The sequence below is a fragment of the Rhodococcus sp. 14-2483-1-1 genome (genome assembly GCF_002259335.1).
Taxonomy (GTDB): Bacteria; Actinomycetota; Actinomycetes; order Mycobacteriales; family Mycobacteriaceae; genus Rhodococcoides.
The window spans coordinates 201722-226762 of the sequence record NZ_NPFX01000022.1; the positions used below are offsets into that span (position 1 = coordinate 201722).

The 25041-nt window shown below is 65.3% G+C and carries 22 protein-coding genes and 1 riboswitch; of the genes, 8 read left to right on the forward strand and 14 right to left on the reverse strand.

The genetic code is table 11. From position 1 onward, the window contains the following. Window positions 1–485 precede the first annotated feature (485 nt). The 5 genes from lnt to CH294_RS21895 all read right to left on the reverse strand — a co-directional run bounded on the left by lnt (window position 486) and on the right by CH294_RS21895 (window position 6158). A complete protein-coding gene (gene lnt / locus CH294_RS21875) occupies window positions 486–2084 on the reverse strand; it encodes an apolipoprotein N-acyltransferase (protein WP_094610356.1) in 1599 nt (532 codons plus the stop codon). Further along, a complete protein-coding gene (locus CH294_RS21880) occupies window positions 2074–3669 on the reverse strand; it encodes an amidohydrolase (RefSeq protein WP_249305445.1) in 1596 nt (531 codons plus the stop codon). The genes lnt and CH294_RS21880 overlap by 11 nt, the downstream gene beginning before the upstream one ends. 17 nt (window positions 3670–3686) lie before the next feature. Further along, window positions 3687–4223 carry an FxsA family protein gene (locus tag CH294_RS21885; RefSeq protein ID WP_032403436.1) on the reverse strand — a complete coding sequence of 179 codons (537 nt, stop codon included), beginning with the start codon at window positions 4221–4223 and terminating at the stop codon, window positions 3687–3689. An 81-nt stretch (window positions 4224–4304) separates the two neighbouring features. Continuing rightward, a complete protein-coding gene (locus tag CH294_RS21890; protein ID WP_032403435.1) occupies window positions 4305–4961 on the reverse strand; it encodes a response regulator transcription factor in 657 nt (218 codons plus the stop codon). A gap of 33 nt (window positions 4962–4994) precedes the next feature. Continuing rightward, the gene (locus tag CH294_RS21895; protein ID WP_037150427.1) at window positions 4995–6158 is read right to left on the reverse strand and encodes a sensor histidine kinase; all 1164 of its coding nucleotides are present in this window, start codon (window positions 6156–6158) and stop codon (window positions 4995–4997) included. 17 nt (window positions 6159–6175) lie between these two features. Here CH294_RS21895 and CH294_RS21900 point away from each other — a divergent pair, with 17 nt between their 5' ends. Genes CH294_RS21900 through CH294_RS21910 form a run of 3 tightly spaced genes read left to right on the forward strand, consistent with a single transcriptional unit; the run spans window position 6176 to window position 9844 of the window. After that, window positions 6176–6943, forward strand: coding sequence for a TSUP family transporter (locus CH294_RS21900; protein WP_032403433.1), 768 nt, complete (start codon window positions 6176–6178; stop codon window positions 6941–6943). Window positions 6944–6953: 10 nt separating this feature from the next. Further along, window positions 6954–8480, forward strand: a complete 1527-nt coding sequence (locus tag CH294_RS21905; RefSeq protein WP_094739071.1) for a TldD/PmbA family protein — start codon at window positions 6954–6956, stop codon at window positions 8478–8480. Beyond that, on the forward strand, window positions 8477–9844 hold the full coding sequence (locus CH294_RS21910) for a metallopeptidase TldD-related protein (RefSeq protein WP_094739072.1): 1368 nt from the start codon (window positions 8477–8479) through the stop codon (window positions 9842–9844). Before CH294_RS21905 ends, CH294_RS21910 begins: the two co-directional genes overlap by 4 nt. 12 nt (window positions 9845–9856) lie before the next feature. Here CH294_RS21910 and CH294_RS21915 read toward each other — a convergent pair whose 3' ends face one another. From CH294_RS21915 to cobN, 3 genes are all read right to left on the reverse strand, one after another. Then, window positions 9857–10282, reverse strand: coding sequence for a VOC family protein (locus CH294_RS21915; RefSeq protein WP_032403691.1), 426 nt, complete (start codon window positions 10280–10282; stop codon window positions 9857–9859). Window positions 10283–10368: 86 nt separating this feature from the next. Beyond that, complete coding sequence (locus CH294_RS21920) at window positions 10369–10749, reverse strand: PPOX class F420-dependent oxidoreductase (protein WP_094739073.1); 381 nt, start codon at window positions 10747–10749, stop codon at window positions 10369–10371. Window positions 10750–10767: 18 nt separating this feature from the next. After that, window positions 10768–14373 (reverse strand): cobaltochelatase subunit CobN, encoded by a 3606-nt coding sequence (gene cobN, locus CH294_RS21925; protein ID WP_094739074.1) that lies wholly within the window; start codon window positions 14371–14373, stop codon window positions 10768–10770. A gap of 72 nt (window positions 14374–14445) precedes the next feature. Then, a riboswitch (cobalamin riboswitch) is annotated at window positions 14446–14521 on the reverse strand. 82 nt (window positions 14522–14603) lie between these two features. Here cobN and cobG point away from each other — a divergent pair. From cobG to CH294_RS21940, 3 genes are read left to right on the forward strand one after another with little or no spacing between them, the layout of a single operon-like run. Beyond that, window positions 14604–15734 carry a precorrin-3B synthase gene (cobG, locus tag CH294_RS21930; RefSeq protein ID WP_094610423.1) on the forward strand — a complete coding sequence of 377 codons (1131 nt, stop codon included), beginning with the start codon at window positions 14604–14606 and terminating at the stop codon, window positions 15732–15734. Between the two features lie 54 nt (window positions 15735–15788). Next, window positions 15789–16415, forward strand: a complete 627-nt coding sequence (locus CH294_RS21935; protein WP_032377897.1) for a precorrin-8X methylmutase — start codon at window positions 15789–15791, stop codon at window positions 16413–16415. After that, window positions 16412–17902: a precorrin-2 C(20)-methyltransferase gene (locus tag CH294_RS21940; RefSeq protein WP_094610360.1), complete on the forward strand. Its 1491-nt coding sequence runs from the start codon at window positions 16412–16414 to the stop codon at window positions 17900–17902. Before CH294_RS21935 ends, CH294_RS21940 begins: the two co-directional genes overlap by 4 nt. Here the strand turns inward: CH294_RS21940 and CH294_RS21945 are convergent. The 3 genes from CH294_RS21945 to CH294_RS21955 are packed head-to-tail and all read right to left on the reverse strand — an operon-like array spanning window position 17888 to window position 20615. Beyond that, on the reverse strand, window positions 17888–18631 hold the full coding sequence (locus CH294_RS21945; protein ID WP_249305447.1) for a cobalt-precorrin-6A reductase: 744 nt from the start codon (window positions 18629–18631) through the stop codon (window positions 17888–17890). The two genes, CH294_RS21940 and CH294_RS21945, sit on opposite strands and share 15 nt — an antisense overlap. Beyond that, window positions 18628–19884 carry a precorrin-6y C5,15-methyltransferase (decarboxylating) subunit CbiE gene (gene cbiE / locus CH294_RS21950; RefSeq protein ID WP_249305449.1) on the reverse strand — a complete coding sequence of 419 codons (1257 nt, stop codon included), beginning with the start codon at window positions 19882–19884 and terminating at the stop codon, window positions 18628–18630. The genes CH294_RS21945 and cbiE overlap by 4 nt, the downstream gene beginning before the upstream one ends. Beyond that, window positions 19857–20615: an SDR family NAD(P)-dependent oxidoreductase gene (locus tag CH294_RS21955; RefSeq protein ID WP_032403425.1), complete on the reverse strand. Its 759-nt coding sequence runs from the start codon at window positions 20613–20615 to the stop codon at window positions 19857–19859. Before CH294_RS21955 ends, cbiE begins: the two co-directional genes overlap by 28 nt. A 64-nt stretch (window positions 20616–20679) precedes the next feature. On the opposite strand from CH294_RS21955, the gene CH294_RS21960 reads away from it, so the two are divergent. Beyond that, window positions 20680–21093 carry a TIGR03618 family F420-dependent PPOX class oxidoreductase gene (locus CH294_RS21960; protein WP_094739178.1) on the forward strand — a complete coding sequence of 138 codons (414 nt, stop codon included), beginning with the start codon at window positions 20680–20682 and terminating at the stop codon, window positions 21091–21093. Between the two features lie 21 nt (window positions 21094–21114). Here the strand turns inward: CH294_RS21960 and CH294_RS21965 are convergent, their stop codons facing one another. Then, window positions 21115–21684: a nucleotidyltransferase family protein gene (locus tag CH294_RS21965; RefSeq protein WP_094739179.1), complete on the reverse strand. Its 570-nt coding sequence runs from the start codon at window positions 21682–21684 to the stop codon at window positions 21115–21117. A gap of 5 nt (window positions 21685–21689) precedes the next feature. Beyond that, window positions 21690–22832, reverse strand: coding sequence for a Xaa-Pro peptidase family protein (locus tag CH294_RS21970; protein ID WP_094739076.1), 1143 nt, complete (start codon window positions 22830–22832; stop codon window positions 21690–21692). 27 nt (window positions 22833–22859) lie between these two features. Between CH294_RS21970 and CH294_RS21975 the strand changes: the two genes are divergently transcribed. Then, window positions 22860–23837: a 5'-3' exonuclease gene (locus tag CH294_RS21975; protein ID WP_094610426.1), complete on the forward strand. Its 978-nt coding sequence runs from the start codon at window positions 22860–22862 to the stop codon at window positions 23835–23837. 18 nt (window positions 23838–23855) lie between these two features. On the opposite strand, the gene CH294_RS21980 is transcribed toward CH294_RS21975, so the two are convergent. After that, window positions 23856–24944 (reverse strand): DUF4333 domain-containing protein, encoded by a 1089-nt coding sequence (locus tag CH294_RS21980; RefSeq protein WP_094739077.1) that lies wholly within the window; start codon window positions 24942–24944, stop codon window positions 23856–23858. Window positions 24945–25041: the final 97 nt, after the last annotated feature.

Consider the following 25041-nt stretch of genomic DNA (forward strand, 5'->3'; position numbering starts at 1 on the left):
CTCGTATTGCTTCGTCGCGCATCGCCGACCGGATTGAAACGGGGCGGCTCCCTGGTTCTACCGCTTCGACCGAACTGTGAGTTCGCAGGACGAGCGTGAGACGACGACCGATTGGATAAGTGTCTGCGACACGAGCTTCCCCTCCCCGAACAGGTGTCCGGCACGAACGCAACGTCGATGCCGACCCTTCGATCCCATTACAACGTGTGGCCGGAGCTGTCCAGCCCGTCCACCCACTGAAGCCGCACCCGAAAATCGGCCTCCAACACCTCCAGCGGCTTACAAAGATACAACATTGGCGGGAGCCTTTTGTGCAGTCGTCATAAGAAGCATCGACGACCGCTTCCAGCCTGTTACAGGAGTGACCGTGTTCGCCACTCGAACGTGCCCTATTCGATCGAACGAATGACTTCTCGAGAGGAAGGGGCGTCACGTCCCGGTATTTATCCGGCGCAGCGATCGGTAAAATGCCGCATTTACCGACTTCATGTTTGTTTGTGTGGCAACTCGCGCCGCCTGATCAGCAGGGTCGCACCGAGTGCACCGACAGCAGAAAGGCACAGGATCAGCTCTGATCCGAAGCCCAGCCGAGTGGCGACGGTGTGCGTTCGACGCAGTGCAACACTCGAAACGAGTACGTCGGGGGTGAACAGCGGCGTCTGTTGCAACACGGCGCCGTTGGGCGAGACTATCGCGCTGACCCCACTCGTCGCGGCCACCACGACAGTCCTTCCGTGTTCGACGGCTCGTACTCGCGACATCGCAAGTTGCTGGTAGGTCATTTCGGTGTCGCCGAAGGTCGCGTTGTTGGTGGGGATGGCAATGAATTCCGCGCCGGACCTGACCGATTCTTCGAGGGCGCGATCGAATGCGACCTCGTAGCACGTCGCTATTCCGGCGGCTATTCCCGCGGCGTGCACCACGCCGTTACCACTGCCGGGGACGAAATATCCCGCCCGGTCGGCATATTCCGAAAACAAACGGAAAAAGCTTCGGTAGGGCAAGTACTCGCCGAACGGTTGAATTATCTTCTTGTCGTGCCTCTCGCCGGGGCCGTCGTCACCGTTCCAGGCAATGACGGAATTCGAGTTCGTGCCATCGGCATTGACGAGCACCGTGCCCACGAGGATCGGCGCGCCGACCGCAACCGATGCTCGAGTGATGAGAGTCGCAGCATCGGGATTGCGCAACGGATCGATATCGGACGCGTTCTCCGGCCACACCACGAGATCCGGAGCCGGTTGTCTGCCCGCCTCGACATCGGCGGCCAGTGTCATGGTCTCCCGGACGTGATTGTCCAGAACTGCGCGGCGCTGTGCGTTGAAATCCAGACCCAATCGCGGAACGCTCCCCTGCACGGCCGCGATGGTGACCGTGCGTTCGCCGTCCTCCGCGTCGTTTGTGTGCAGAGTCGGTAGCAGAGCCAGCGCGAAGATGGACGCGACCGTCGTCGCGGCCACGGGAACGACGAAGGATCGCACAGTGCGCGGACGGCAGCTCGCCAGGATCAGCGCTGCCAGGCCGGTTCCGGTCAGGGCCACCCCGAAAGTGAGCAGCGGCGCGCCTCCCACGCTCGCCAACGGCAGCAACCAACCCTCGGGTTGCCCGAAAGCCAGCCGACCCCACGGGAAGCCGCCGAACGGAACACTCGACCGCAGCCATTCGGTCAGACTCCACGCCAACGCCAACGACAGTGGCCACCAGGCACTTCGCGCTGCAACCACACCGAGAACCCCGAACAATCCGACGAAGACGGACTCGGCGGCAGCCAACGCCAACCACGGCATCGGCCCCACGTACACACCGATCCACGGCAGCAGCGGAACGAAGAATCCGAGGCCGGCGGCATACCCGTAGCCGAAGCCTGCCTTCAGTGACACCGATCGTCGACCGCCGAAGCCGGTCAACACCAGCGCCAGTACCGCAATGCCGATCGGTGCCAGGAACCACAGGGTCCGAGGAGGGAAGCTTGCGAAGATCAGTACACCGGCACCGACCGAGAGCAGGGTCGACACGGTGGCCCTGCGTAGACGATCACCCCGTGACTGCGTCGTCGCGACCGCCGGAACTCTGTCACTGTTCATGGATGACCTTGCCGCGATGCACGGTCATCGAACAACGCGGGCTTTCGGCCGACGCGTCGAGGCTGGGCAGCGGTGACACCCCGGCACGTGGGTCCGTCGACCAGCGTTGGACGCTGTCTTTGGGGGCCCGCACAACGAGTTCGTCGACGTCCCACACCGCGAAGGATGCAGGCGCACCCGGCACCAGCGTGCCCGCCACGCCATCTCGGACTCCCCCCGCGCGCCACGCTCCCCGCGTCGCTGCGGAGAACGCAGCTCGGGGTGAAACGGCACTGCCCGCCGTGTGGTGGTTGACGGCGGCCCTCGCCGTCGCCCATGGGTCGAGGCGCGTGACCGGTGCGTCGGAACCGAAAGCGAGGGCAACGCCGGCCGAGGCCAATCGGGCGAACGGATGGAGTGCGGCGCCGCGTTCGGCACCGAGCCGTGCCGCATAGAGTCCTTCGGAACCGCCCCACAATGAGTCGAACAGCGGTTGCACGCTGGCGATCACGCCCCACGAGGCCAGGAGATCGGACTGTTCCGGTGTCACCATCGACAGATGTTCGAGCCGGTGTCCGCATGCAGCAACGGCAGGTGTGCCGAGTTCGGCCACCACACGCGCGAAGGCCGTGACGGTGGCCGTGACCGCGGCGTCTCCGATGACGTGGAAGCCGGCTTGGACCCCGGCCGCGGTACAGGCCGAGATGTGCGCGGTGATCGCGTCGACGTCGAGGTAGGAGACTCCCGTTCCTGGGCCGTCGGCATAGCGAGACGACAACCAGGCGGTTCGCGACCCCAGCGAGCCATCGACGAAGATGTCGCCGGCCAGGCCGTGCGCGCCGGTGTCTGCGAGCAGCTGCCGTGCCTGCTCGGCCGTGTCGACCGGCTCGCCCCAGTAGCCGCGCACTTCCACCCCGTGTGCGGTAGCCATCAGTTCACGGAAGTCGTCGATTCCCGACACGATCGGGCCCCCGCATTCGTGCACGGCGACGATTCCCTTGGCTGCTGCGTCGTCCAGCGCCGCCTTACGGGCCCGGGTGCGGGTGTCCGTGGTGAGCATGGCGCGAGCCGCCAGCCTCGCGAGGTGGTGTGCGTCGGCGGTGAGCGGGGACTGTGGCGAGAACCCCGTGGCGGTGTCGATACCGGACGCCGCCGCCCGCAACGGCGTCGAGACGGCAGCCGAGTGCGAATCGACTCGCGTGAGGTACACCGGCCGGCCCGGAGCTGCTGCATCGAGATCGGACGTCGTCGGTGACCGCCGTTCGATCCACTCCGATTCGTCCCAGCCGTGCCCCCACACGAGCGCGTCGGACGTCTTCGCTGCGTACTCGGCGAGTGCGCGCATGCAGTCGTCGAGGGATCGGCAGTGAGACAGATCGAGTCCGATCAGGGACAACCCCAGATCGGTGACGTGTACGTGTGTGTCGACGAAAGCCGGTGCCACGAAGGAGCCGGCCAGGTCGGTGACGGGCACTCCGGGATGAAGCGCACGGCCGGTGCGATCCTCACCGATCCAACTGACGACTCCATCGGTCACGGCCATGGCGGTGGCGTCGGAGGCCATCGGACTGTAGATCCGTCCGCCGCAGAACAATTCGGTGGTCACGAACGACCAGTCTGCCCCTATCGATGCGGCTTCCGGAAATCCCCGGTCGGCCGATCGTCACGGTCCGCCTCGATCACCTGACCTTCGAGGACGAGTGCAGAACCCGCCGCCGATGACGCTGTGCCCGTTGTTTCGACGCGATCGTCGAGGATCTCGCCGTCGATGACGGTCGGACGCATGCGCCGCGTCGCAGTGGCGACCTGCGGCAGCCAGCGCGCAGCCGCCCACATCACCGCCGGGCGCAACAGCCACCGAGTCGGCGGAATCAGCAGCAGCAAACCGATCACCGTGGTCACCAGGCCGGGGACGAACATCGCCACGGACCCCGCCGCGAACAGAGCGCCGTCGGCCACTGCGCCGCCGGCCGACCGCTCACCGCGCGATGCTCTCCGCAGACCGTCCAATACGCGTCTACCCTGCGACCGCACCAGCAGCGAGCCGATCAGCGATCCACCGATCAACAACACCACGGTCCACAGCACACCGAGCGCGCTCGAGACGGCGACCAGTGCGGCGACCTCGACGACGACATAAAGTACGAACAGAGCGAGCATGACGGTCCTTTCTTCGCTTCACCGGTACAACGCTCGAGCCGACGAAATCGCTCCCGAAGTGCCCTGTTTGCCGAGAAATTCTCAGGAACCCGGTCGTACGAGACCGGTCTCGTACGCCAGAACGACCGCTTGTACTCGGTCGCGCACGTCCAATTTCGTCAGAATCCGCCCGATGTGCGTCTTGATCGTCGCCTCGGACAGGTGCAGTACCGCCGCGATCTCGGCATTGGACAGACCGGTCGCCAAGTGCACCAGCACCTCCCGCTCACGACCGGTCAGTGCGTCGAGAACCGACGCATCGGTGGTCGAAACGGACTGGGCGACGAACCGCGAGAGCAGCCGCTTGGTGACCTTCGGTGAGACGACGGCATCGCCTGCGGCCACGCTGCGAATTGCGGATACCAAATCCTCTGGTGGTGTGTCCTTGAGCAGGAATCCACTTGCGCCCGCCCGAAGCGCTCCCAGGACATGCTCGTCGAGATCGAATGTCGTCATCACCAAAACCCTTGTATCGGAACCGGATTCAGTGATAGATCGAGTGGCGGACACACCGTCGATGCCGGGCATGCGGACGTCCATCAACACCACAGCCGGTGCCAGCCTGTCCACGGCCTCGATGGCACCGGCACCGTCGGATGCCTCACCGACCACCTCGATGTCGTCCTGGGCCTCGAGCACCATGTTCAATCCCATGCGCATGAGCTCTTGGTCGTCCACGACGACAACGGTGATCGGCACCGATCCAACCTAGCTGTAAAATTCACCTAGCCCTCACTCGATCGGCAGCGTCGCTCGCACGAGCCAGCTGCCGTGCGGGGTGCGGCCCGCGTGCAGCGTGCCCTGCAGCACGGCCACCCGCTCCCGCATCCCGAGCAGTCCGTGTCCGCCGCCGTCCACGGATGAGACCGCGCCGGTGCCGGTGCCGTTGTCGGAGATCTCGACGGTGACAACATTTTCTTCCCGGACCACTTTGACCACGGCGCGCGGGGCGTGGCCGGCGTGCCGTAGAACGTTGGTGAGCGATTCCTGCACCACACGGTGCACTCCCAGGCTGATTGCCGGGCTGATGTCGTCGAGATTTCCGGTCTGCTCGAGCTCGACGTACAACCCGGCGCGGCCCATCATCTCGACCACCCGGGCGAGGCCTGCTGTGCCGTAGTGAGGCATGTCGTCCGAGTCCGGGGAGGTCCGCATCAGTGCGACGGTTCGGCGCAGCTCTGCCAGCGCAAGCCGACCGGTCGCGGAAATGTTGGCCACAGCCTGCTCGGCGCGCTCGGGATTGCGCCGGATGGCGTACGAGGCGCCGTCGGCCTGAACCACCATGACACTGACGCTGTGGGCGATGACGTCGTGAAGTTCACGCGCGATGCGCGTACGTTCCGCGATCACGGCTTCCTCGGCGCGGCGGTCTCGGTCGTACTCGGCGACGACCAGTCGAGCCTGAGTCGCCTCGTCGTAGGCCCGCCGAGCACCGAGAAACTCTGCCGCGAGCCAGGACAGCGCGTAGAGAAGCGCACCGAACAACAGTGTCGTGAAGATCGGCTGGTCGAACAGCAGCATGGACGCTACCGAATACGCCGCGAGAGCAACGGCGTAGACGGCACCCTGAACTCGTCCTACGTACGCAACCAGGGTGTACAGCATGATCGGCAGGGCCAGCGTCGCCGGGTGACCGTTGACGGCGTCGCCCACCATGGCGCCCGCGATATCGCAGATGCCCGTGGCCACCAGAGTGAAAGCCGCGATCGACCGGGGAAAGCGTCGCCGCCACGCAACGGGTACCGCCAACACGACCGAGAACACGAGAAACAACGGCCCGTTCAGTCCATCGGCAGAACTGACGAACACCAAGATCTCGACGACGAACAGTCCTGCCGCCAGCAATGCATCGGCTACGAAGGGCTGCCCACGGAGCCACAGGCTGAAACGACGCATGTGATTGAGTTTGCCGTATGACTGCCGCGGACTGGGGACTGCTGATGGTGGCTGCGACAGCCGCTGGCTGGGTCGACGCCGTGGTCGGTGGAGGCGGCCTGATCCTGTTGCCCGCGATCCTGCTCGTGGCACCACAAATGACGCAGCAGGCGGCGCTCGCGACAAACAAGGCGACGGCGGTATTCGGTACCGTCGCTGCAGTCGTGACCTTCGCTCGGAAGGTCTCGCTGAACTGGACAGTCCTGGTCCCGGCCGGTGTCCTCGCCGCGGTGACCTCGGCGGCCGGTGCTGCCGCAGTCTCGCTGATCGACCGCGAGCTGTTCATCCCGATCATCATGGTCGTTCTCGTCGGCGTGGCAGTACTCGTGACGTGTCGCCCTACCATCGGTCGAACCGTGGCGTCGTCGCCGCCGACGCATCGCAAAGTTCTGATCGTCGTCGGTCTCGCGGCCGCGGGAATCGGCTTCTACGACGGAATCCTCGGGCCCGGAACCGGCACGTTTCTCATCATCGTGTTCGCCACGATGCTCGGAACGGAATTCGTGCGCAGTGCTGCGATGGCCAAGGTGATCAATGTCGGATCCAATGTTGGGGCCCTCGGATTCTTCGCCGCCACCGGCAGCGTGTACTGGCAACTCGGAGCTGCCATGGCGGTGTGCAACGTCCTCGGGGCGGTAGTCGGGTCCAGAACAGCGGTGGCCAGAGGGGCCGGATTCGTCCGAATCGTCCTGCTCGTCGTCGTGGTGGGGATGGTTCTCCGACTCGGCTGGCAACAGTTCGGCTAGCGTCGGTGCAGTGACGAGACAACCGGATCGGTCGGTCGACGCCGACTTCCTCGCCCTGCCCCTGCGGGAACTCGCGGATGCCGCACTGAGCACAGCACGCTCGGCCGGAGCCACCCATGCCGATGTGCGCGTGCAGCGTTTGACGACGCAGTCGATCTCGCTGCGCGACGGCTCGGTTCAATCCTCGGTCGATGCCGGTGAGATCGGCCTCGCCGTGCGGGTGGTGGTCGACGGGACCTGGGGGTTCGCCTCCCATGCCGAACTCGGCACCGACGCGGCCTCCGAGACGGCCCGTAAAGCAGTCGAGGTGGCCACGGCACTGCGTGCGCTCAATCGCGAACGTGTCGAGCTCGCGTTCGAGCCGGTCTACTTGGACGCGACCTGGGTATCGGATTACGACATCGATCCGTTCGAGGTACCCACTGCCGACAAGGTGGGGTTGCTCGCGGAGTACTCGTCCCGCCTGGCCGCGTCGGACGGCGTGGACCACGTCACCGCCTCGGTGCTACAGGTCAAAGAGCAATCCTTCTACGCCGATCTGGCCGGCAGCAGCATCACCCAGCAGAGGGTGCGACTGCATCCCCAGTTCGAGGCAACAACCGTCGACCGGTCCGTCGGTGCTTTCGAAACCAAGCGCACCCTCGCGCCACCGGTGGGACGCGGTTGGGAATACCTCGGCGAAACCAGCACCTGGGACTGGGCCGAGGAGTTGGCCCGAATACCCGAATGGCTGGCCGAGAAGGTGAAGGCGCCGACCGTGGTGGCCGGACCGACCGACCTCGTCATCGACCCGACCAACCTGTGGCTGACCATTCACGAATCCATAGGGCATGCAACAGAATACGATCGAGCCATCGGCTACGAGGCGGCATACGCAGGCACGTCTTTCGCGACGCCGGACCAATTGGGCACGTTGCGCTACGGATCGCCCATCATGCATGTCACTGCCGATCGGACCGAAGTCAACGGCCTGGCCAGCATCGGTTTCGACGACGACGGAGTGGCCTCGCAACGGTGGGATCTGGTCCGCGACGGGACACTGGTCGGCTATCAACTCGATCGCGTCTTCGCCCCTAGGCTCGGGCTGGAGCGGTCCAACGGGTGCGCATACGCGGATTCTCCACATCACGTTCCGATCCAGCGCATGGCGAACGTGTCGCTGCAGCCGGACCCGGACACCGATCGAACGACTGCCGACCTCATCGGTGCGGTGGAGGACGGCATCTACGTCGTCGGCGACAAGTCCTGGTCGATCGACATGCAGCGGTACAACTTCCAGTTCACCGGTCAACGCTTCTACCGCATTCGCAACGGCGTGCTCGACGGCCAGGTGCGCGATGTTGCGTATCAGGCGACCACCACCGAATTCTGGGGTTCGATGGAGATGCTCGGCGGACCGTCCACCTGGCGGCTCGGCGGTGCCTTCAACTGCGGCAAGGCGCAACCCGGCCAGGTTGCCGCCGTCAGCCACGGTTGCCCGTCAGCGCTGTTCCGCGGCGTCAACGTCCTCAACACCCGATCGGAGGCAGGTCGATGATCGCGCCGCAGCTCGTGATCGAACGTGCACTCGCCTGCGCGAGTGTCGACGACACCATTGTGATCGTCACCGACTCCAGCGACGCAACACTGCGGTGGGCCGGAAACTCCATGACCACCAACGGAATTGCGACCTCGCGGCGCTGGGAGGTGATCTCCGTCGTGCGAGACTCGACATCCGCACGAGTGGGCACTGTGTCGTCGACGAGTGTCGAACCAGACGACATCGAGGGCGTGGTACGCGCGAGCGAAGCGGCGGCGCGATCGGCGGAGCCCGCCGACGACGCGATGCCCTTGCTGCCTCGAGAGTCGGACTCGGATCCTCGAGACTGGGACCGCCGAGCGCAACACACGTCGATCGATGTGTTCGGCTCACTGGCAACGGAATTGAACGTCGGGTTCGACGGTCGCGACGCCCTGTACGGATTTGCTCAGCATCGGGTCGACAACGTTTGGCTCGGCACCTCGGCCGGCCTGCGTCGAACTTTCACGCAGCCGACCGGATCGGTCGAGATCAACGGCAAAAGATCCGGGGCCAGCGCCTGGGTCGGAACCGGCACCACGGACTTTCGTGATGTGTCGGCCCAGAACATGTTGGACGAGCTGTCCACCCGGCTCGGCTGGGCGCAGAACACCGTCGAGATGCCGGCAGGGCGATACGAGACGCTGCTACCGCCGTCGGCCGTGGCGGATCTGATGATCTACCTGATGTGGACCATGGAGGGGCGTGGCGCGCAGGAAGGTCGCACTGCACTTTCGGGCGCAGGCGGAACACGAGTGGGCGAGAAGCTCACAGCTCTCCCGCTCACGTTGTACTCGGATCCGCGCGCTGACGGTCTCGAGTACGCGCCCTTCGTGGTGGCGGGATCGTCCAGCGATTCGGTGTCGGTATTCGACAACGGCATGGACATCGAGCGCGTCGACTGGGTACGGGACGGATCGGTCTCGGCTCTGGCCTATCCGCGCGCGTCGGCCGAGAAGTACGGAGCTCCCGTCGCGGTGCCGGGCGAGAACCTCGTTCTCACGGGCGGCACAGACATCGGTCTGGACAAGATGGTGGCCGACACCGAACGCGGATTGATCCTGACTACACTCTGGTACATCCGTGAGGTCGATCCGACCTCACTGCTACTCACCGGACTGACCAGGGATGGCGTCTACGCCATCGAGAACGGTCGAATCACCGGTGCTGTGAACAACTTTCGGTTCAATGAGAGCCCGCTGGATCTGTTGCGTCGCGTCACCGAAGCGGGTGCAACGGAAGCGACACTGCCGCGCGAGTGGAAGGACTGGTTCACCCGCACGGCGATGCCGCCGCTGCGCATTCCCGATTTTCACATGTCCTCGGTCAGCGCCGCTCAGTGACGTAGGTCCGGGCTACTTATCGGGTCCGGAGAGCTCGAGCGCGATGTTGTCCGGGTCGCGGAACTCCACGATGGACAGCCCGGGCCCTGCGTCCTTGATGCCTTCGTGGGCGATGCCGAGATCGTCGAGCGTTTTGACGGCGTCTTCGAGTGCGGCTCGCGTGTCCACCGTGAAGCTCAAGTGGTCGAGCCCGCAGCGGTCTTCACCGAAAGTGTCGTCGCTCGGTGCGACGGGACGCAGGCCGAGCAGTCCCCCGCCGAACTTGTAGATGACTCCACCGAACAGGAACCATAGCGCCTTCTTGGTCTCCTCGTCGGCGTCGGGATCCCAGGCGTATGCGACCTCGAAGCCGAACACCGAGTCGTAGAACGACCTCGATCGCTCGATGTCGCGAACGGTGAGACGGACGTGGTTGTAGTCGGTCACTGCGATAGGCACGTGATACTCCATTCCGGCAGCAGGGGAAGCTGCCTCGTGAAGCATTCGGAACCGCGCATGCGAGCGATGGTGCCGATGTGTCGATTTCAGGCTGCGGTGATCGACAGCCCGACCGAGCCGCTCTTTCCTCGACGCAGCACGCTGCCCTTCACGGTGAGCCAGCCCAGGATTCCGTACTTCGACGCGACAGCTGCGCGGGCCTTCGCGGTGCCGGTCGCGTCGAGAATCTCGGCGGTGGCGCTCACTGCGTCGCCCTGCGGATTGCCGCGCATGTCGCACGCCGCAATCGTCACCTGCGGGTTGCGGCGAATGCGTTTGACCTTCCACGAATCGGCAACCGTCCACATGAGTAGTCGGTCACCGTCGAGCGCACCCCACAGCGGCGTCGGCACCCCGGTGCCGTCCTTCTTGAACGTCGTCAGCAGTACGTACTTGCCCTTGGCAATGTCTTCGAACGTGGCGGCCATACCGCTCAGAGTACGTCGCTACTCCCCTTCGAGCTCGCCCTCGGTCTCGAGGTAGATCTGGCGCAACCCGTCGAGAACCTGCTCGTTCGGCTCGGCCCACAACTTCCGTTCCACCGCCTCGAGCAGGCGTTCGGCGATGCCGTGCAGTGCCCACGGATTCGACTGCTGCATGAACTTCTGGTTTTGCTCGTCGAGCACGTAGGTTTCGGCCAGCTTCTCGTACATCCAGTCCTGGACGACTCCCGTGGTGGCGTCGTAGCCGAACAGGTAGTCCACCGTGGCCGCCATCTCGAACGCGCCCTTGTAGCCGTGCCTGCGCATGGCTTCGAGCCACTTGGGGTTCACCACGCGCGCACGGAACACCCGGGCGGTCTCCTCCGAGAGGGTGCGGGTGCGTACCGATTCCGGACGCGTGCTGTCGCCGATGTATGCCTCGGGCGACTTTCCGGTCAGCGCGCGCACAGTCGCCACCATGCCGCCGTGGTACTGGAAGTAGTCGTCGGAATCGGCGATGTCGTGCTCGCGTGTATCGGTGTTCTTGGCGGCAACGGCGATGCGCTTGTACGCGGTGCGCATATCGTCCGACGCAGGGACGCCATCGAGGCCGCGGCCGTACGCGAAACCGCCCCATGTGGTGTAGACCTGAGCCAGGTCGTCGTCGCTGCGCCAGGTCTTGCTGTCGATCAACTGGAGCAACCCGGCACCATAGGTACCCGGCTTGGATCCGAAGATCCTTGTTGTGGAGCGTCTTTCGTCACCGTGTTCAGCGAGATCGGCCTGCGCGTGTGCGCGGACGTAGTTCTGATCGGGCTCCTCGTCCAATGCGGCGACCATCCGTACCGCGTCGTCGAGCAGGGCGAGCACGTGGGGAAACGCGTCGCGGAAGAAGCCGCTGATCCGGACCGTGACGTCGATACGAGGACGACCGAGCTCGCCGAGATCGATCACCTCGAGCCGAGTGACCCGGCGTGAGGCCTCGTCCCATACCGGCGACACGCCCAGCAGCGCGAACACCTCGGCGATGTCGTCGCCGGAGGTCCGCATCGCAGACGTGCCCCACACCGACAGGCCCACCGACTTCGGCCACTCCCCGTGATCCTGACGGTATCGAGCGAGCAATGACTCCGCCATCGCCTGACCGGTCTCCCATGCCAGTTTCGACGGCACGGCCTTCGGGTCGACCGAATAGAAATTGCGCCCGGTAGGTAGGACATTGATCAGTCCGCGCAGCGGTGAACCGCTCGGCCCCGCCGCGATGAACCCGCCGTCGAGAGCGTGCAGCACTTGCTCGATCTCGCGTGCGGTTCCGCGCAGACGCGGTACCACCTCGGCGGCGGCGAACTTCAAGATCTCCGCGACCACGTCACCGTGTTCGCCTGCAACGCGCTCGGCCTCGTCCGGATTCCACTGCGCGGCCTGCATGGCTGCGACCAGACCGTGCGCCACGGCCTCGATGCTGTCGACGCGCGTGCGTTCCTCGTCGCCGTCCTCGCTGAGCCCGAGAGCTTCGCGAAGTCCGGGGACCGTCTGCTCGCCTCCCCACATCTGCCGAGCACGCAGCATCGCCAGCACCAACTCGACCTCGGCATCGCCGACGGGCTCCTGGCCCAGGATGTGCAGCCCATCGCGGATCTGCACGTCCTTGATCTCGCACAGCCATCCGTCGACGTTGAGCAGCATGTCGTCGAACACTTCCTCGTCGGGGCGCTCCTCGAGCCCCAGATCCTTGTGCATCTGCGCCGCGGTCATGAGCGTCCAGATCTGCTGACGAATCGCGGGCAGCTTGGCTGGATCGAGCGCCGAGATATTCGCGTGCTCGTCGAGCAACTGCTCGAGCCTCGAGATGTCTCCGTAGCTCTCCGCGCGCGCCATCGGGGGAATGAGGTGATCGACGAGAGTGGCGTGTGCTCGGCGCTTGGCCTGCGTCCCCTCCCCCGGATCGTTGACCAGGAACGGATAGATCAGCGGCAGATCGCCGAGGGCCGCATCGGTTCCGCAGGAGGCGGACATGCCGAGCGTCTTACCCGGCAACCATTCGAGATTGCCGTGCTTGCCCAGATGAACCATCGCATCGGCACCGAAACCGCCGTCTGTCTCGGTAGCGGAAATCCATCGGTAGGCCGCCAGGTAGTGGTGGCTCGGTGGAAGATCCGGGTCGTGGTAGATCGCGACGGGCTTCTCCCCGAACCCGCGCGGCGGCTGAACCATGATGACCACATTGCCGAATTGCATTGCTGCGATGACGATCTCACCGTTCGGATCGGCAGAGCGATCGACATAGAGATCGCCCGGTGGCGGGCCCCAATGCTCGATCACGCCGTCGCGCAGATCAGACGGGAGCTGCTCGAACCAGGTGCGATACCGCGCCGCCGAGATGCGAATGGGGTTGCCCTCGAGCTGAGCGTCGGTGAGCCAGTTCGGATCCTGGCCACCGCGGGCAATCAGCGCGTGGATGAGTGCATCACCGTCGCGAGCAGCCAGACCGGGCACCGAATCCGGGCCGTCGAGCGGCCCGAGGTCGTAGCCGGCAGTGCGCATGTCCGACATCAACGCGATGGCGCTGGCCGGAGTGTCGAGGCCGACGGCATTGCCGATGCGGGCATGTTTGGTGGGATACGCCGAGAACATCAGGGCGATTCGGCGGTCGGCGGCCGGGATGTGTCGTAGCCGTGCATGGCGAACGGCGATGCCGGCGACGCGCGCTGCTCGCTCGTGATCCGGAACGTACGTGGTCAGCCCGTCGTCGTCGATCTCCTTGAACGAGAACGGAACCGTGATGAGACGGCCGTCGAATTCCGGGACGGCAACCTGTGTGGCCACGTCCAGTGGCGACAGCCCGTCGTCGTTCTCGGACCACGTCGCGCGTGAGCTCGTGAGGCACAGACCCTGCAGGATCGGAACGTCGAGAGCCGCGAGTTCGGCGACGTCCCAGGCCTCGTCGTCGCCACCTGCCGACGCCCCGGCAGGTTTCGTCCCGCCCGCTGCAAGCACCGTCACGATCAGGGCATCGGCCGACTTCAGCGTCTCGAGCAGGTCTGACTCCGCCGTGCGCAACGACGCACAGTAGATCGGAAGGGCCGTGGCACCGGCGTTCTCGACCGCGGCGGCGAGGGCATCGATGTACGTGGTGTTTCCGGCCAGATGCTGGGCGCGGTAATAGAGGATCGCCACCGTCGGACCGTCGGAGTGCGGGGTGGAGTTCCGTTCGAGGTGCCCCCACGTCGGCAGGTGCCGCGGAGCATCGAAACCGTGACCGGTGAGCAACACGGTGTCGGAGAGGAAGTTGTACAGCTGGCGCAGGTTGTCCGACCCGCCCTCGGCCAAATAGTTGTGTGCTTGCGCGGCGACGTTGGCCGGCACCGTCGAGATCTCCATCAGATCCGCATCCGGTGCCTGCTCACCGCCGAGAACGACAACCGGAAGCCCGGTGGCGAGCACGGCGCCGATGCCCGCCTCCCACGAGCGGCGCGATCCGAGAATGCGCACGATGATCAGCTCGGCCGATTCGGCCATCGACGGGATGTCCTGCGCCAGAAGGCGAGATGGGTTGCCCCAGGTGAAGTCGGCTCCACTGGCACGGGCACTGAGCAGATCTGTGTCCGATGTGGACAGCAACAAGAACACGGGTAACGCCCTCCTCGGGGGTTTCGCGCCCCTGAACTAGGTGAATCTTCTCTTCGGTTCGTCGGCGAGAGGGTCTGACTCCGGCCCGTGCACCCGAAGTGCAGGGCCGTTACAGTGGCGCGACCGTACCGGATTCTCGCCGGTTTCCTCTCGGCCTGAGCCGTGTCGACAGAATGCTACCGGTGCGAGCGGCACATCGGTCCACCCGTCGCGCTTGTAGCCTGGTGAACATGAGTTCGCCTGACAGATCGGTGCCCGACGGCTGCCCAGGAGCGCTGACGACGCACCTCGCTGCGGACGGTCCGCTTGCGCGGATCAGGCTGCCGGGTGGCCTGGTGCTGCCGAAACAGATGCAGGTCCTGGCGCGGGCTGCAGAGGAACTGGGCGACGGGACGGTGGAGCTGACGTCCCGGGGCAACGTTCAGCTGCGGGCGGTCTCGGACCCGGTCGCCCTGGCGAGCAGGTTGGCCGAGGCCGGATTGCTACCGTCCGCAACGCACGAGCGGGTGCGCAACATCCTCGCCTCACCACTCTCGGGACGGGTCGGCGGTCTCACCGACGTGCGTGCGCTCGTCCGCGAGTTGGACGAAGGGCTCTGCGCGCGTCGCGACCTGGCCGAACTGCCCGGGCGAACGCTGTTCGCCCTCGACGACGGGCGCGGCGACATGGGCGGACTCGAACCGGATTTCGGTGCTTACGCCCAGTCCGACGGGTCGTACGCGCTGCTGCTCGCAGGCCGGGACAGCGGAGTTCGAGTGGATCGAGACAGCGTGGTGCCGACGCTGCTGAACTGCGCCGCAGCCTTCGCGGAACTGCGAGAATCCGAATGGCGGTTGGCCGAAGTCGACAACGGCGTCGATCGAATCGTCGAACTGCTCGGGCTCTCTGCGGGCACTGCGCTGCCGTTGCCCACACCTGTCGAGGTACCACCGATCGGCTGGCTCGACCAGGACGACGGACTGGTGGCCCTGGCCGCAGGACTTGCCAACGGCGTTATCGGCGCACGACTGGCCGAGTTCCTCGCCGCCATCGACCGACCGGTGATCGTGACTCCGTGGAGGTCGCTGATCGTGTGCGATCTGGACGAGGAGCCCGCCGAACAAGTTGTCCGGGTGCTGGCCCCGATGGGCCTGATCTTCGACGCGGAATCACCGTGGATCCGGGTGAGCGCGTGTACCGGATCGCCGGGCTGTGCGAAGTCGTTGGCCGACGTCCGATCCGACCTGGAGGCGGCCGTCGAAGCCCGGATGACTCCGCGTGACGAGCGGCAACACTGGTCCGGGTGCGAGCGGCGCTGTGGGCGACCGAAAGGTGAGGTCACCGACGTGATCGCGACAGGAATCGGCTACCAGGTGTCCTGAGCACCGGGAGACCGGCTTCCGGACGAGGGGTCCCTCTCCCCTATCGTGACACGCATGCACGACTACGTCCGCGACGGCGCGGAGATCTATCGCCAGTCTTTCGCAACCATTCGAGCCGAAGCAGATCTGTCTCGATTCGCGCCGGATGTCGCCCAGGTCGTCGTACGCATGATCCACGCTGTCGGTGAGATCGACCTGACCGAGACCATCGGATTCACGCCCGACGTGGTGGGTTCCGCTCGAACCGCCCTGCGCGCAGGCGCACCGGTGCTGTGCGATGCCAACATGGTCGCCGCCGGCATCACTCGTCGCCGTCTTCCGGCCGACAACGAGGTTCTGTGCACCCTGTCCGATCCTCGGGTACCGGATTTGGCTCGGAGTATGGGCACCACGAGAACCGCTGCCGCGCTGGAGTTGTGGGGCGAGAAGCTCGGCGGCGCCGTCGTCGCCATCGGAAACGCGCCGACCGCACTGTTCCACCTGATGGAGATGCTCGCGGCCGGAGCCCCGAAGCCCGCAGCCATCGTCGGCGGCCCGGTAGGATTCATCGGCGCAGCGGAGTCGAAAGAAGATCTGATCGCAGCCGACCTCGGCGTGGAGTATCTGGTCGTCCGAGGCAGACGTGGTGGCAGCCCCATCACCGTCGCCGCAGTCAATGCCATTGCGAGCGAACAGGAATGACCGCTGTCGGAAAATTGTGGGGAGTCGGCGTCGGCCCGGGTGACCCGGAGCTGTTGACCGTCAAGGCTGCTCGTGTGATCGCCGAGGCCGATGTTGTTGCATTCCACAGCGCTCGACACGGCCGCAGCATCTCGCGCGCCCTCGCGGCCGGGTACATGCGTGACGGTCAACTCGAGGAGCACCTGGTGTACCCGGTGACCACCGAGGCGACGGCTCATCCCGGTGGGTATCAAGGTGCGATCGACGAGTTCTACGAGTCCGCTGCTGCACGGCTCGCCGCTCATCTCGACGCCGGTCGGTCGGTTGCGCTTCTGGCCGAGGGCGATCCGCTGTTCTACAGCTCGTACATGCACATGCACAAACGCCTGGCGCACCGGTTCGAGGTCGAGGTGGTTCCCGGCGTGACCTCGGTCAGTGCTGCGTCGGCGGCGCTGGCAACTCCATTGGTGGAGCGCGACGAGGTGTTGACCGTCCTGCCCGGAACACTGACTACCGACGAACTCACACGCCGACTACGCGGTACCGACGCCGCGGTCATCATGAAACTCGGGCGAACTTATCCGACAGTGCTCGACGCACTGGAACGATCGGGCAGACTGGACGAGGCGCGATACGTCGAGCGGGCCAGTACACCCGATCAACGCGTCCTCGATGCCGCCGACGCGGACGACGTCCCGTACTTCTCGATGATCGTGGTGCCGAGCCCCTCCAACCGAGCCGAAACACCCACCAGCACGGGCGAAGTGGTCGTCGTCGGCCTCGGTCCAGGCGACGAAGCATGGACGACGGACGAGGTGCGGGCCGAACTGGCCGCCGCCACCGATCTCGTCGGTTACATCACCTACATCGACCGGGTACCGCCGAGGCCCGGGCAGATACGGCACGCGAGCGACAACAAGGTCGAATCCGAACGTGCGGCGTTCGCCCTCGACCTCGCCAAACAAGGACGGCGAGTAGCCGTGGTGTCCTCGGGCGATCCGGGGGTCTTCGCGATGGCGACAGCGGTCATAGAGGTTGCAGCCGAACAACAGTGGAGTTCGGTGCCGGTACGAGTGGTACCGGGAATGACCGCCGCGAACGCCGTCGCGAGCCGGGTGGGAGCACCCCTCGGCCACGACTATGCCGTGATATCGCTCTCCGACCGACTCAAGCCATGGAACGTGGTGGCCGGGCGTCTGTCGGCGGTCGCCGCAGCCGACATGGCGATCGCGATCTACAATCCCGCTTCGAAGTCGAGAACCTGGCAGGTTGCAGCCATGAAAGATCTACTGCTCGAGCATCGTTCACCACAGACGCCGGTGGTGATCGGACGCGCGGTGGGCAGTGTGCAGGAATCGGTGTGCACTGTGACGCTCGGAGAACTCGACCCCGAGTCGATCGATATGCGGTGCCTGCTCATCATCGGATCCTCGATGACCACGGTGGTGGAGACCGGAAGCGGTCCGAAAGTCTTCACCTCCCGACGGTACCCGTCAGTAGACGCGTAGCCGGTTCGTCAACCAGTCCACGGCGGAATCCACCTCGTACACGATCGGTGCCGAGGTCGGTGCCTCGGGACGGGCGATCATGAGGACCGGGATCGATGCTGCCCTCGCCGCATCGAGTTTGGCTCGAGTCATGTCGCCGCCGCTGTTCTTTGTGATCAACAGGTCGATTCGGTTGTCTGCGAGCACCTTCGACTCGTGGTCGATGTCGAACGGACCGCGACCGAGCTGCAGCGTCATGTGCGGTGGTACCGGACCGGTCGGAGGATCGATCGTCCTTACCAGAAACCACGAGTGATCGACCCTCGCAAAATGGTGAACGCCCTGCCTGCCTGTCGTGAGAAACACCCGGCTGCCGGGGGTGATCGCCGACGCCGCGTCGGGCAGCGAGGGAACCGCGGTCCACCGATCGCCTTCGCCCTCGGTCCACGGTGGCCGCGTCATTACGAGGAGTGCGACTCCCGTTGCCTCGGTGGCATGCACGGCGTGCGCTCCGATGGTGGATGCGAACGGGTGTGTCGCGTCCACCACTACGTCGATCGCATTGTCTCGCAGCCACATCGCAAGGGCATCCGGTCCACCGAACCCGCCGATTCGGGTCCGACCGACGGGCAGTATCGGCTGTGTGACCCGCCCAGCCAGTGAGGTGACGCTGTCGACGTCCCGAACCCGATCCAGCGCCGCCGCGAGTGCCCGCGCCTCTGTGGTACCGCCGAGAATCAGAACCTTCACGGTTTGATCGCACTCCATTGAGTAACCGGTAAGTGTGGCCTCCACGTCGTGAACGCGCCCAACGGCTCACCTCGATAGATCTGGAATCTGCGGAGCTCTCCGCCGTACTTCGCCGACGCGGTCAGCAACAACGAATCCGATTCTGCAGTCACCGAATTGGCGACCACACGCCCCCCGGTGCGCACCGCGTTCCAACACGCCTCGAGCATGTCGGCACCGGTCAATCCACCACCGATGAACACCGCGTCGGGCACCGCGTTCACGGCCGAGACGCCTCCGAAGCTCTCGGGTGCCGCGTTGTGCACGATGAGTCCCGGAACTCCCAGGTGCAGAGCGTTGCGCTCGATCTGATCACGCCGCGCCTGCGAACTCTCGAACGTCACTGCGCGGCAGGATCTGTCGGTACGCATCCATTCGATGGCAATGGTTCCCGATCCGCCTCCGATGTCCCACAACAGTTCTCCGGGCGCAGGTGCCAACGCGCTCAGGGTCAGTGCTCGAACCTCCTGCTTGGTCATCTGGCCGTCACCGGTGTATGCGGAATCGGCCAGGCCGGGTACGCGAGCGTGGCGGGGCGCGTCGGGATCTCTCACGCACTCCAGCGCAACGACGTTGAGCGGGTCGGTGCCCTCGAACGTCGAATCTCGCGCTCGACCGTGGACAATTCGTTCGGCCGGTCCGCCGAGCTGTTCGAGCACAGTCATCGCGGAGTCTCCGAACCCGTTGCCGGACAACAGCCCCGCCACCTCACCCGGTGTACTGCTCCCCCGACTCAACACGATCACTCGGCGACCGTCGGCCAAGTCCGGCAACAGTGTCTCGATCGGCGTGTTCACCAGAGACACCGTCGGGGTGTCCTGCAGTGCCCACCCCAGCCGCGCGCATGCCAACGACACGGAGGACGGTGCCGGGTGCATGCGCAGTCGCTCGGCACCGAACTCGCGCACCAACGTCACCCCGATGCCGTGGAACATCGGATCCCCGCTGGCCAACACACAGACGTTCGACGCCTCGTAGGCGTCGAGCATCGACCGCAGATTCGGTAGCAACGGGCTCGGCCACGTCCTGGTCTCGGTGCAATGCGGCCGGACACTCGCAATCTGGCGTACCGAACCGAACACCACATCGGCCTTCTCGACAGCCCCGCGGGAGGTCGCAGGCAGTCCGTCCCAGCCGTCCGCGCCGATTCCGACGACGACTATCGGCCGGGGCATCGGAACCGTCATCAGCGGGGCATCCTGCGCCAGAGCCATTGTGGCAGGAGACGCATGGCGAAGAAGACCGGGCGAAGAATGCCGGGGATCCACACGCTGTTCCGTCGTTTGTTCAGTGCAGACACCACGAGGTCGGCGACCTGATCAGGGGTACTCGACATCGGAGCCGGGTCCATTCCTTCGGTCATGGACCCGATGACGAACCCGGGGCGGGCGAGCAACAGGTGCACTCCGCTGCCGTGCAGCGAATCGCTCAGTCCGCTCGCGAATCCGTCGAGGCCGGCTTTCGCGGACCCGTACACATAGTTTGCGCGGCGCACTCGTACACCCGCCACCGACGAGAACACGATCAGGTCGCCGGTGCCCTGCGCCCGAAGAAGTGTCGCGGCGTGAGTGAGTACGGAGACCTGCGCCAGGAAGTCCGTGGTGATGACGTCGAGCGCATGCTGGGCGTCGTTCTCGGCGCGCGCCTGGTCGCCGAGGATGCCGAAGGCGAGAACCACGATGCCTATCGGACCGTGTTCTCGGGCCATTGCGCGCAGGAGTTCGGCGTGGGTGTCCATCGCGTTCGCGTCGAATTCGACAGTGTGGACTGCGCCCGCGCCTGCCCGTTGCACCCGGACTTGTTCTGCTGTCAGCTCATTGCTACGTCTCGCGGCCAGTACGACGGTTCGCCCCGGTGCCAGTCGGGTGGCCACCTCGAGCCCGATCTCGCTTCGTCCGCCCAACAGCAACAGCGTTCCGGGTGCGGGTTCTGCTCGTCTGCTCACGCCGATCAGTCTGGCCGATCGAACCCGGCTCGTGGCAGTCGGGGCACGTCACTACAGTCGGGTCATGGCCGCAACCCCCGCAGACGCGACTGCCCTCACCGACGACGCGCTCGAATTCCTCACCGAGCGGCATCTCGCCACACTGACGACGCTTCGACCGGACGGGACGCCGCACGTTGTTGCCGTCGGCTTCACGTACGACTCCGATGCTCGAATTGCGCGGGTCATCACCAACGACGTGTCGCAGAAGGCCATCAACGCCGGCCGCGGTGCCTACGCCGCCGTCACTCAGATCGACGGTGCCCGCTGGCTGACGCTGGAGGGTCCGGCTGCGGTGCGGGACGATCGCGAATCCGTCGTCGATGCGGAGAACCGCTATGCGCAGCGCTACCGCGTACCGAGGGAGAACCCCACCCGGGTCGTCATCGAGATACAGGTGCAGCGCGTGCTGGGCAGCCGCTCACTGCTGAAGCGCTGACAAGAGCCACCGCCTCGGCCCTCACACCCAGGGAAGAACGGTAAGGTTCGGCCATTCGGTCGTCCACCGTGCGGCCTTGGCCTCGTATACGTGCCGCATCGGCAACCGTGGGTTCGGCCGCACGATTCCCGCGAAGAGATCGTCAAATCCGTGCGGCGCGTACACGACGTCCGTTCCGCAATGGTCGGTGGTGATGCCGAAGCAGCACGTGGTGGAGACGAAATGATCGATCGCATCCTCGGTACTCCGGTACGGCGCGATCGCAGAGCCGAAATGCTGCTCGTACCACAGGTGTACGCGCGCCTCGTTGCGCACTTCGACGTCCACACCGAGGTCGGCAAACACCGACGCCGCGGCCTCGATCACATCGTTCTCCGCCTCGTAGGACAGATCGGAGTCGTCGAAGTAGAAGAAGTCGTAGTCCCGGATTCCTGCCTGTAAGTTGCGGTCTGCCAGACGGTTCCACACCGTCTGGAACAGGCCACCCGCCGTCAGGTACCACCCGGGAAGCTTCAGTTGCGGTGCACGCCGAAGTATCTCGGCGACAGCAGGATTGGACCGAACGATCGAGACGAATTCGGCCTCGCGCACAGTTGTCACACCGGGAGGACGGCCAGACCGTGGGGCCGAAGATTGACCGATTCACACCCGTCCGCGGTAACGACGACGATGTCTTCGATACGGGCACCCCACTGTCCTCGGAAGTAGATTCCCGGCTCGATGCTGAACGCCATCCCCTCGGTCAGGGTGATGTCGTTGCCGGAAACGATGTATGGCTCCTCGTGCACAGACAGTCCGATTCCGTGACCGGTGCGGTGCAGAAACGCCTCGCCCAGTCCGGCGTCCACCAGGACGTCGCGGGCAGCCGCATCGATGGACTGCGCCGTGACCCCCGGCACCACCGCGTCGACAGCTGCTTGCTGCGCCCGCTCCAGCACCGCGTAGAGGCCCGCGATCTCCGCTGTCGGCTCGCCGAGACTGTAGGTGCGGGTCGAGTCGGAGTTGTATCCCGGTGCAACGGGCCCGCCGATGTCGATCACGACGATGTCGCCTGCCTCCACGACACGATCGGACACCTCGTGATGCGGATCGGCACCGTGTGGGCCGGACCCGACGATGATGAATTCGGGTGCAGTGTGCCCCTCTTCGACGATGGCCGTGGCAATGTCTGCAGCGATCTGCGCTTCGGTTCGGCCCACGCGAAGCCATTCCCCCATACGGGCGTGCACTCGATCGATGGCGTACCCGGCTCGCCGTAACGCGTCGATCTCGGCCTCGTCCTTGACCATCCGAAGTTCGCGGAGCACATCCGTGGCCAGCACCGGCACAGTTCCGAACACCTCGGCCAGCGGCACGAAGTGCAGTGCGGGCATCGCGTCGGCGACGGCAGTCTTCGTTCCGGTCGAAACCGCCGCAGCCACCAGCGCGTACGGATCGACGCCGTCCACCCAATCGACGAGGTTCAGTGACAGATCCGCAGCCGCGGAATCGCCCAGCGCGGCCAGCTCGAGCCGCGGCACGACAATACTGGGAGTGCTGCCGTCGGCCGGCACGACCAGGGCGATGAGACGCTCGAACGAACTGGCCTTCGAGCCGGTCAGATACTGCAGATCCGGGCCCGGCGTGATCAGCAGCGCATCCAATCCCGCATCCGATGTCAGACGCGCAGCTCGCGCGAGCCGCGACGCGTAGACGTCACTGGAGAAACGTGAGGAACTGACCGAAGAATCGACACTCATGCCTCCAGGCTAATGCCGTACGGCAAGATGAGCCCCATGACCGCCCCCGGAAAGTCGCCGTTGCTGCTCCTCGACGGTGCGAGCCTGTGGTTCAGGGCCTACTACGCACTGCCCGAGTCGATTACGGCCCCCGACGGACGACCCGTCAACGCAGTCCGTGGTTTTCTCGACATGATCTCGGCGCTGATCGCACGAACCGAACCCAGTCGGCTGGCCGTGTGCCTCGATCTGGACTGGCGGCCGCAGTTCCGAGTCGATCTCGTGCCGTCCTACAAGGCGCACCGTGTGGCCGAGGCTGCCCCGGAGGTCGCCGAGAGCGAAGAGGTTCCGGAGACGTTGACTCCTCAGGTGGACATGATCATGGACGTTCTCGCCGCGCTGGGTATTGCGACCGCAGGCGCGGAGGGGCTGGAGGCAGACGACGTGCTGGGCACCTTGGCTGCGCGCGAGCGACAGGACCCGGTGGTCGTGGTCAGCGGGGACAGAGATCTGTTGCAGGTCGCGGCGGACGAACCGAACGAGGTTCGGGTGTTGTACGTGGGGCGAGGGTTGGCCAAGGCCGAATTGTTCGACCCCGCATTGGTTTCCGAACGCTACGGAGTTCCTCTGCACCGTGCAGGCGCGGCCTACGCCGAGCTCGCACTGCTCAGAGGCGACGCCTCGGACGGCCTGCCAGGAGTGAAGGGCATCGGGGAGAAGACGGCCTCTACCCTGATGCTCCAGTACGAGTCGGTCGCTGCATTGCGTGACGCGGCACTCGATCCGTCGTCGGACATGGCCAAGGGAATCCGGGCGAAGCTGGCCAACGCGAGCGACTACCTCGATGCGGCCCTTCCTGTCGTCCGAGTGGTCACCGACGCCGACGTCGTCTTGTCGAAGTCGGACGAGATCCCGGCCGAGCCCGCCGACGTCGACGCACTGAACGAACTTGCCGAGACCCTCGGAGTGGAAAACGCCGTGGCCCGCCTCGTCACTGCGATGGCGGCCACGGCGTCGAAGAACTGACAGGACGGTCGAGCAGATCTACTTTGGTAGCGAGACCTCGTAGTTGGCGTCGTCGTCCAGGAAAGTCAACGTCACCTTCTTGAACGCCCCGTCGACCGTCAGGGTGCAATCGACGCTTGCGCCCTTCTTCACCTCGATGTTCTGGGGGCACGACACCCCGGAGACATCGGACGCGCCGTAGGACTCGGTGACCACCTTACGGACGCCCTCTTGGGCGGCCGCAGAATCGAGCGTGGTCGAGCGGCCGAATGCCAAGAACGAGACCAGTGCGATCACCGCGACGACCGCAATGACGACACCCACGATGATCAACGGTTTCTTCGACTGCGATCCGGCCGGCCGGGGGCCCTGCTGACCGGGTACTTGCTGATTCGGATACTGCTGATTCGGATACTGCTGATTCGGGTTCCACGGCTGCTGCCCGTACTGGCCGGGACCGTACTGACCACCACCGAATTGCTGTGGGGCATAGGGATTCTGATAAGCCGGATCACCCGACGGCGGTGTGGCCGTCCCGGGATAGGGCGCGCCGTACTGCTGGCCGGCCGGGTACTGCGCGGTGGGATTCTGACCCGCCGAGGCCGGTGGATTCTGGCCTTCGGGAAACTGCCCCTGTGGGTATTGCCCCTGTGGGTACTGGCCCTGGGGATAACCGCCCTGTGGATACTGGCCCTGCGGGTACTGACCCTGGGGGTAGCCCGCTTGCGGATACTGGCCCTGCGGATACCCGGTCGGTGGGTACTGGCCCTGTGGGTACTGACCGCTCGGCTGCGGTGAATTCTGCCCGTACGCGCCCGGCGTGGACTCTCCGTACGGAGTGGTCGGCGCTGCGGGCGGTTGCCCGTACTGGCCCCATGCGGATGGTGTCGGGGTCTGCGAATCCGGTGCAGGAGTGGAGCCTGCGGAACGACCAGGAGACGCAGGAGTGGAGCCTGCGGAATGACCAGGAGGCGCAGGAGTGGAGCCTGCGGAATGACCAGGAGGCGCAGGAGTGGAGCCTGCGGAATGACCAGGAGATTCGGGAGTATCTTTCGCGGCACCGTCCTGCTGGTCGGGTGTGCGCGACCAACTGTTGTCGGGGTCGGTCGGACCGTATGGGCCGCTCATCTCGCCTCCACTGAAATTTCGGATTCGTCGGGGGTACAGTAGCCCGACTGTACGACGTCCCGCTGTACCGACCCGGCAGTCCGATTCGCTCCGACTG

Excerpts from the sequence above, each read along its gene's own strand:
- lnt (WP_094610356.1), bottom strand. The coding sequence starts at position 2,084 with ATGAACAGTGACAGAGTTCCGGCGGTCGCGACGACGCAGTCACGGGGT.
- CH294_RS21885 (WP_032403436.1), bottom strand. The coding sequence starts at position 4,223 with ATGCTCGCTCTGTTCGTACTTTATGTCGTCGTCGAGGTCGCCGCACTG.
- CH294_RS21895 (WP_037150427.1), bottom strand. The coding sequence starts at position 6,158 with ATGCGTCGTTTCAGCCTGTGGCTCCGTGGGCAGCCCTTCGTAGCCGAT.
- CH294_RS21900 (WP_032403433.1), top strand. The coding sequence starts at position 6,176 with ATGACTGCCGCGGACTGGGGACTGCTGATGGTGGCTGCGACAGCCGCT.
- CH294_RS21910 (WP_094739072.1), top strand. The coding sequence starts at position 8,477 with ATGATCGCGCCGCAGCTCGTGATCGAACGTGCACTCGCCTGCGCGAGT.
- CH294_RS21920 (WP_094739073.1), bottom strand. The coding sequence starts at position 10,749 with ATGGCCGCCACGTTCGAAGACATTGCCAAGGGCAAGTACGTACTGCTG.
- cobG (WP_094610423.1), top strand. The coding sequence starts at position 14,604 with ATGAGTTCGCCTGACAGATCGGTGCCCGACGGCTGCCCAGGAGCGCTG.
- CH294_RS21935 (WP_032377897.1), top strand. The coding sequence starts at position 15,789 with ATGCACGACTACGTCCGCGACGGCGCGGAGATCTATCGCCAGTCTTTC.
- CH294_RS21940 (WP_094610360.1), top strand. The coding sequence starts at position 16,412 with ATGACCGCTGTCGGAAAATTGTGGGGAGTCGGCGTCGGCCCGGGTGAC.
- cbiE (WP_249305449.1), bottom strand. The coding sequence starts at position 19,884 with ATGGCTCTGGCGCAGGATGCCCCGCTGATGACGGTTCCGATGCCCCGG.
- CH294_RS21960 (WP_094739178.1), top strand. The coding sequence starts at position 20,680 with ATGGCCGCAACCCCCGCAGACGCGACTGCCCTCACCGACGACGCGCTC.
- CH294_RS21970 (WP_094739076.1), bottom strand. The coding sequence starts at position 22,832 with ATGAGTGTCGATTCTTCGGTCAGTTCCTCACGTTTCTCCAGTGACGTC.
- CH294_RS21975 (WP_094610426.1), top strand. The coding sequence starts at position 22,860 with ATGAGCCCCATGACCGCCCCCGGAAAGTCGCCGTTGCTGCTCCTCGAC.
- CH294_RS21980 (WP_094739077.1), bottom strand. The coding sequence starts at position 24,944 with ATGAGCGGCCCATACGGTCCGACCGACCCCGACAACAGTTGGTCGCGC.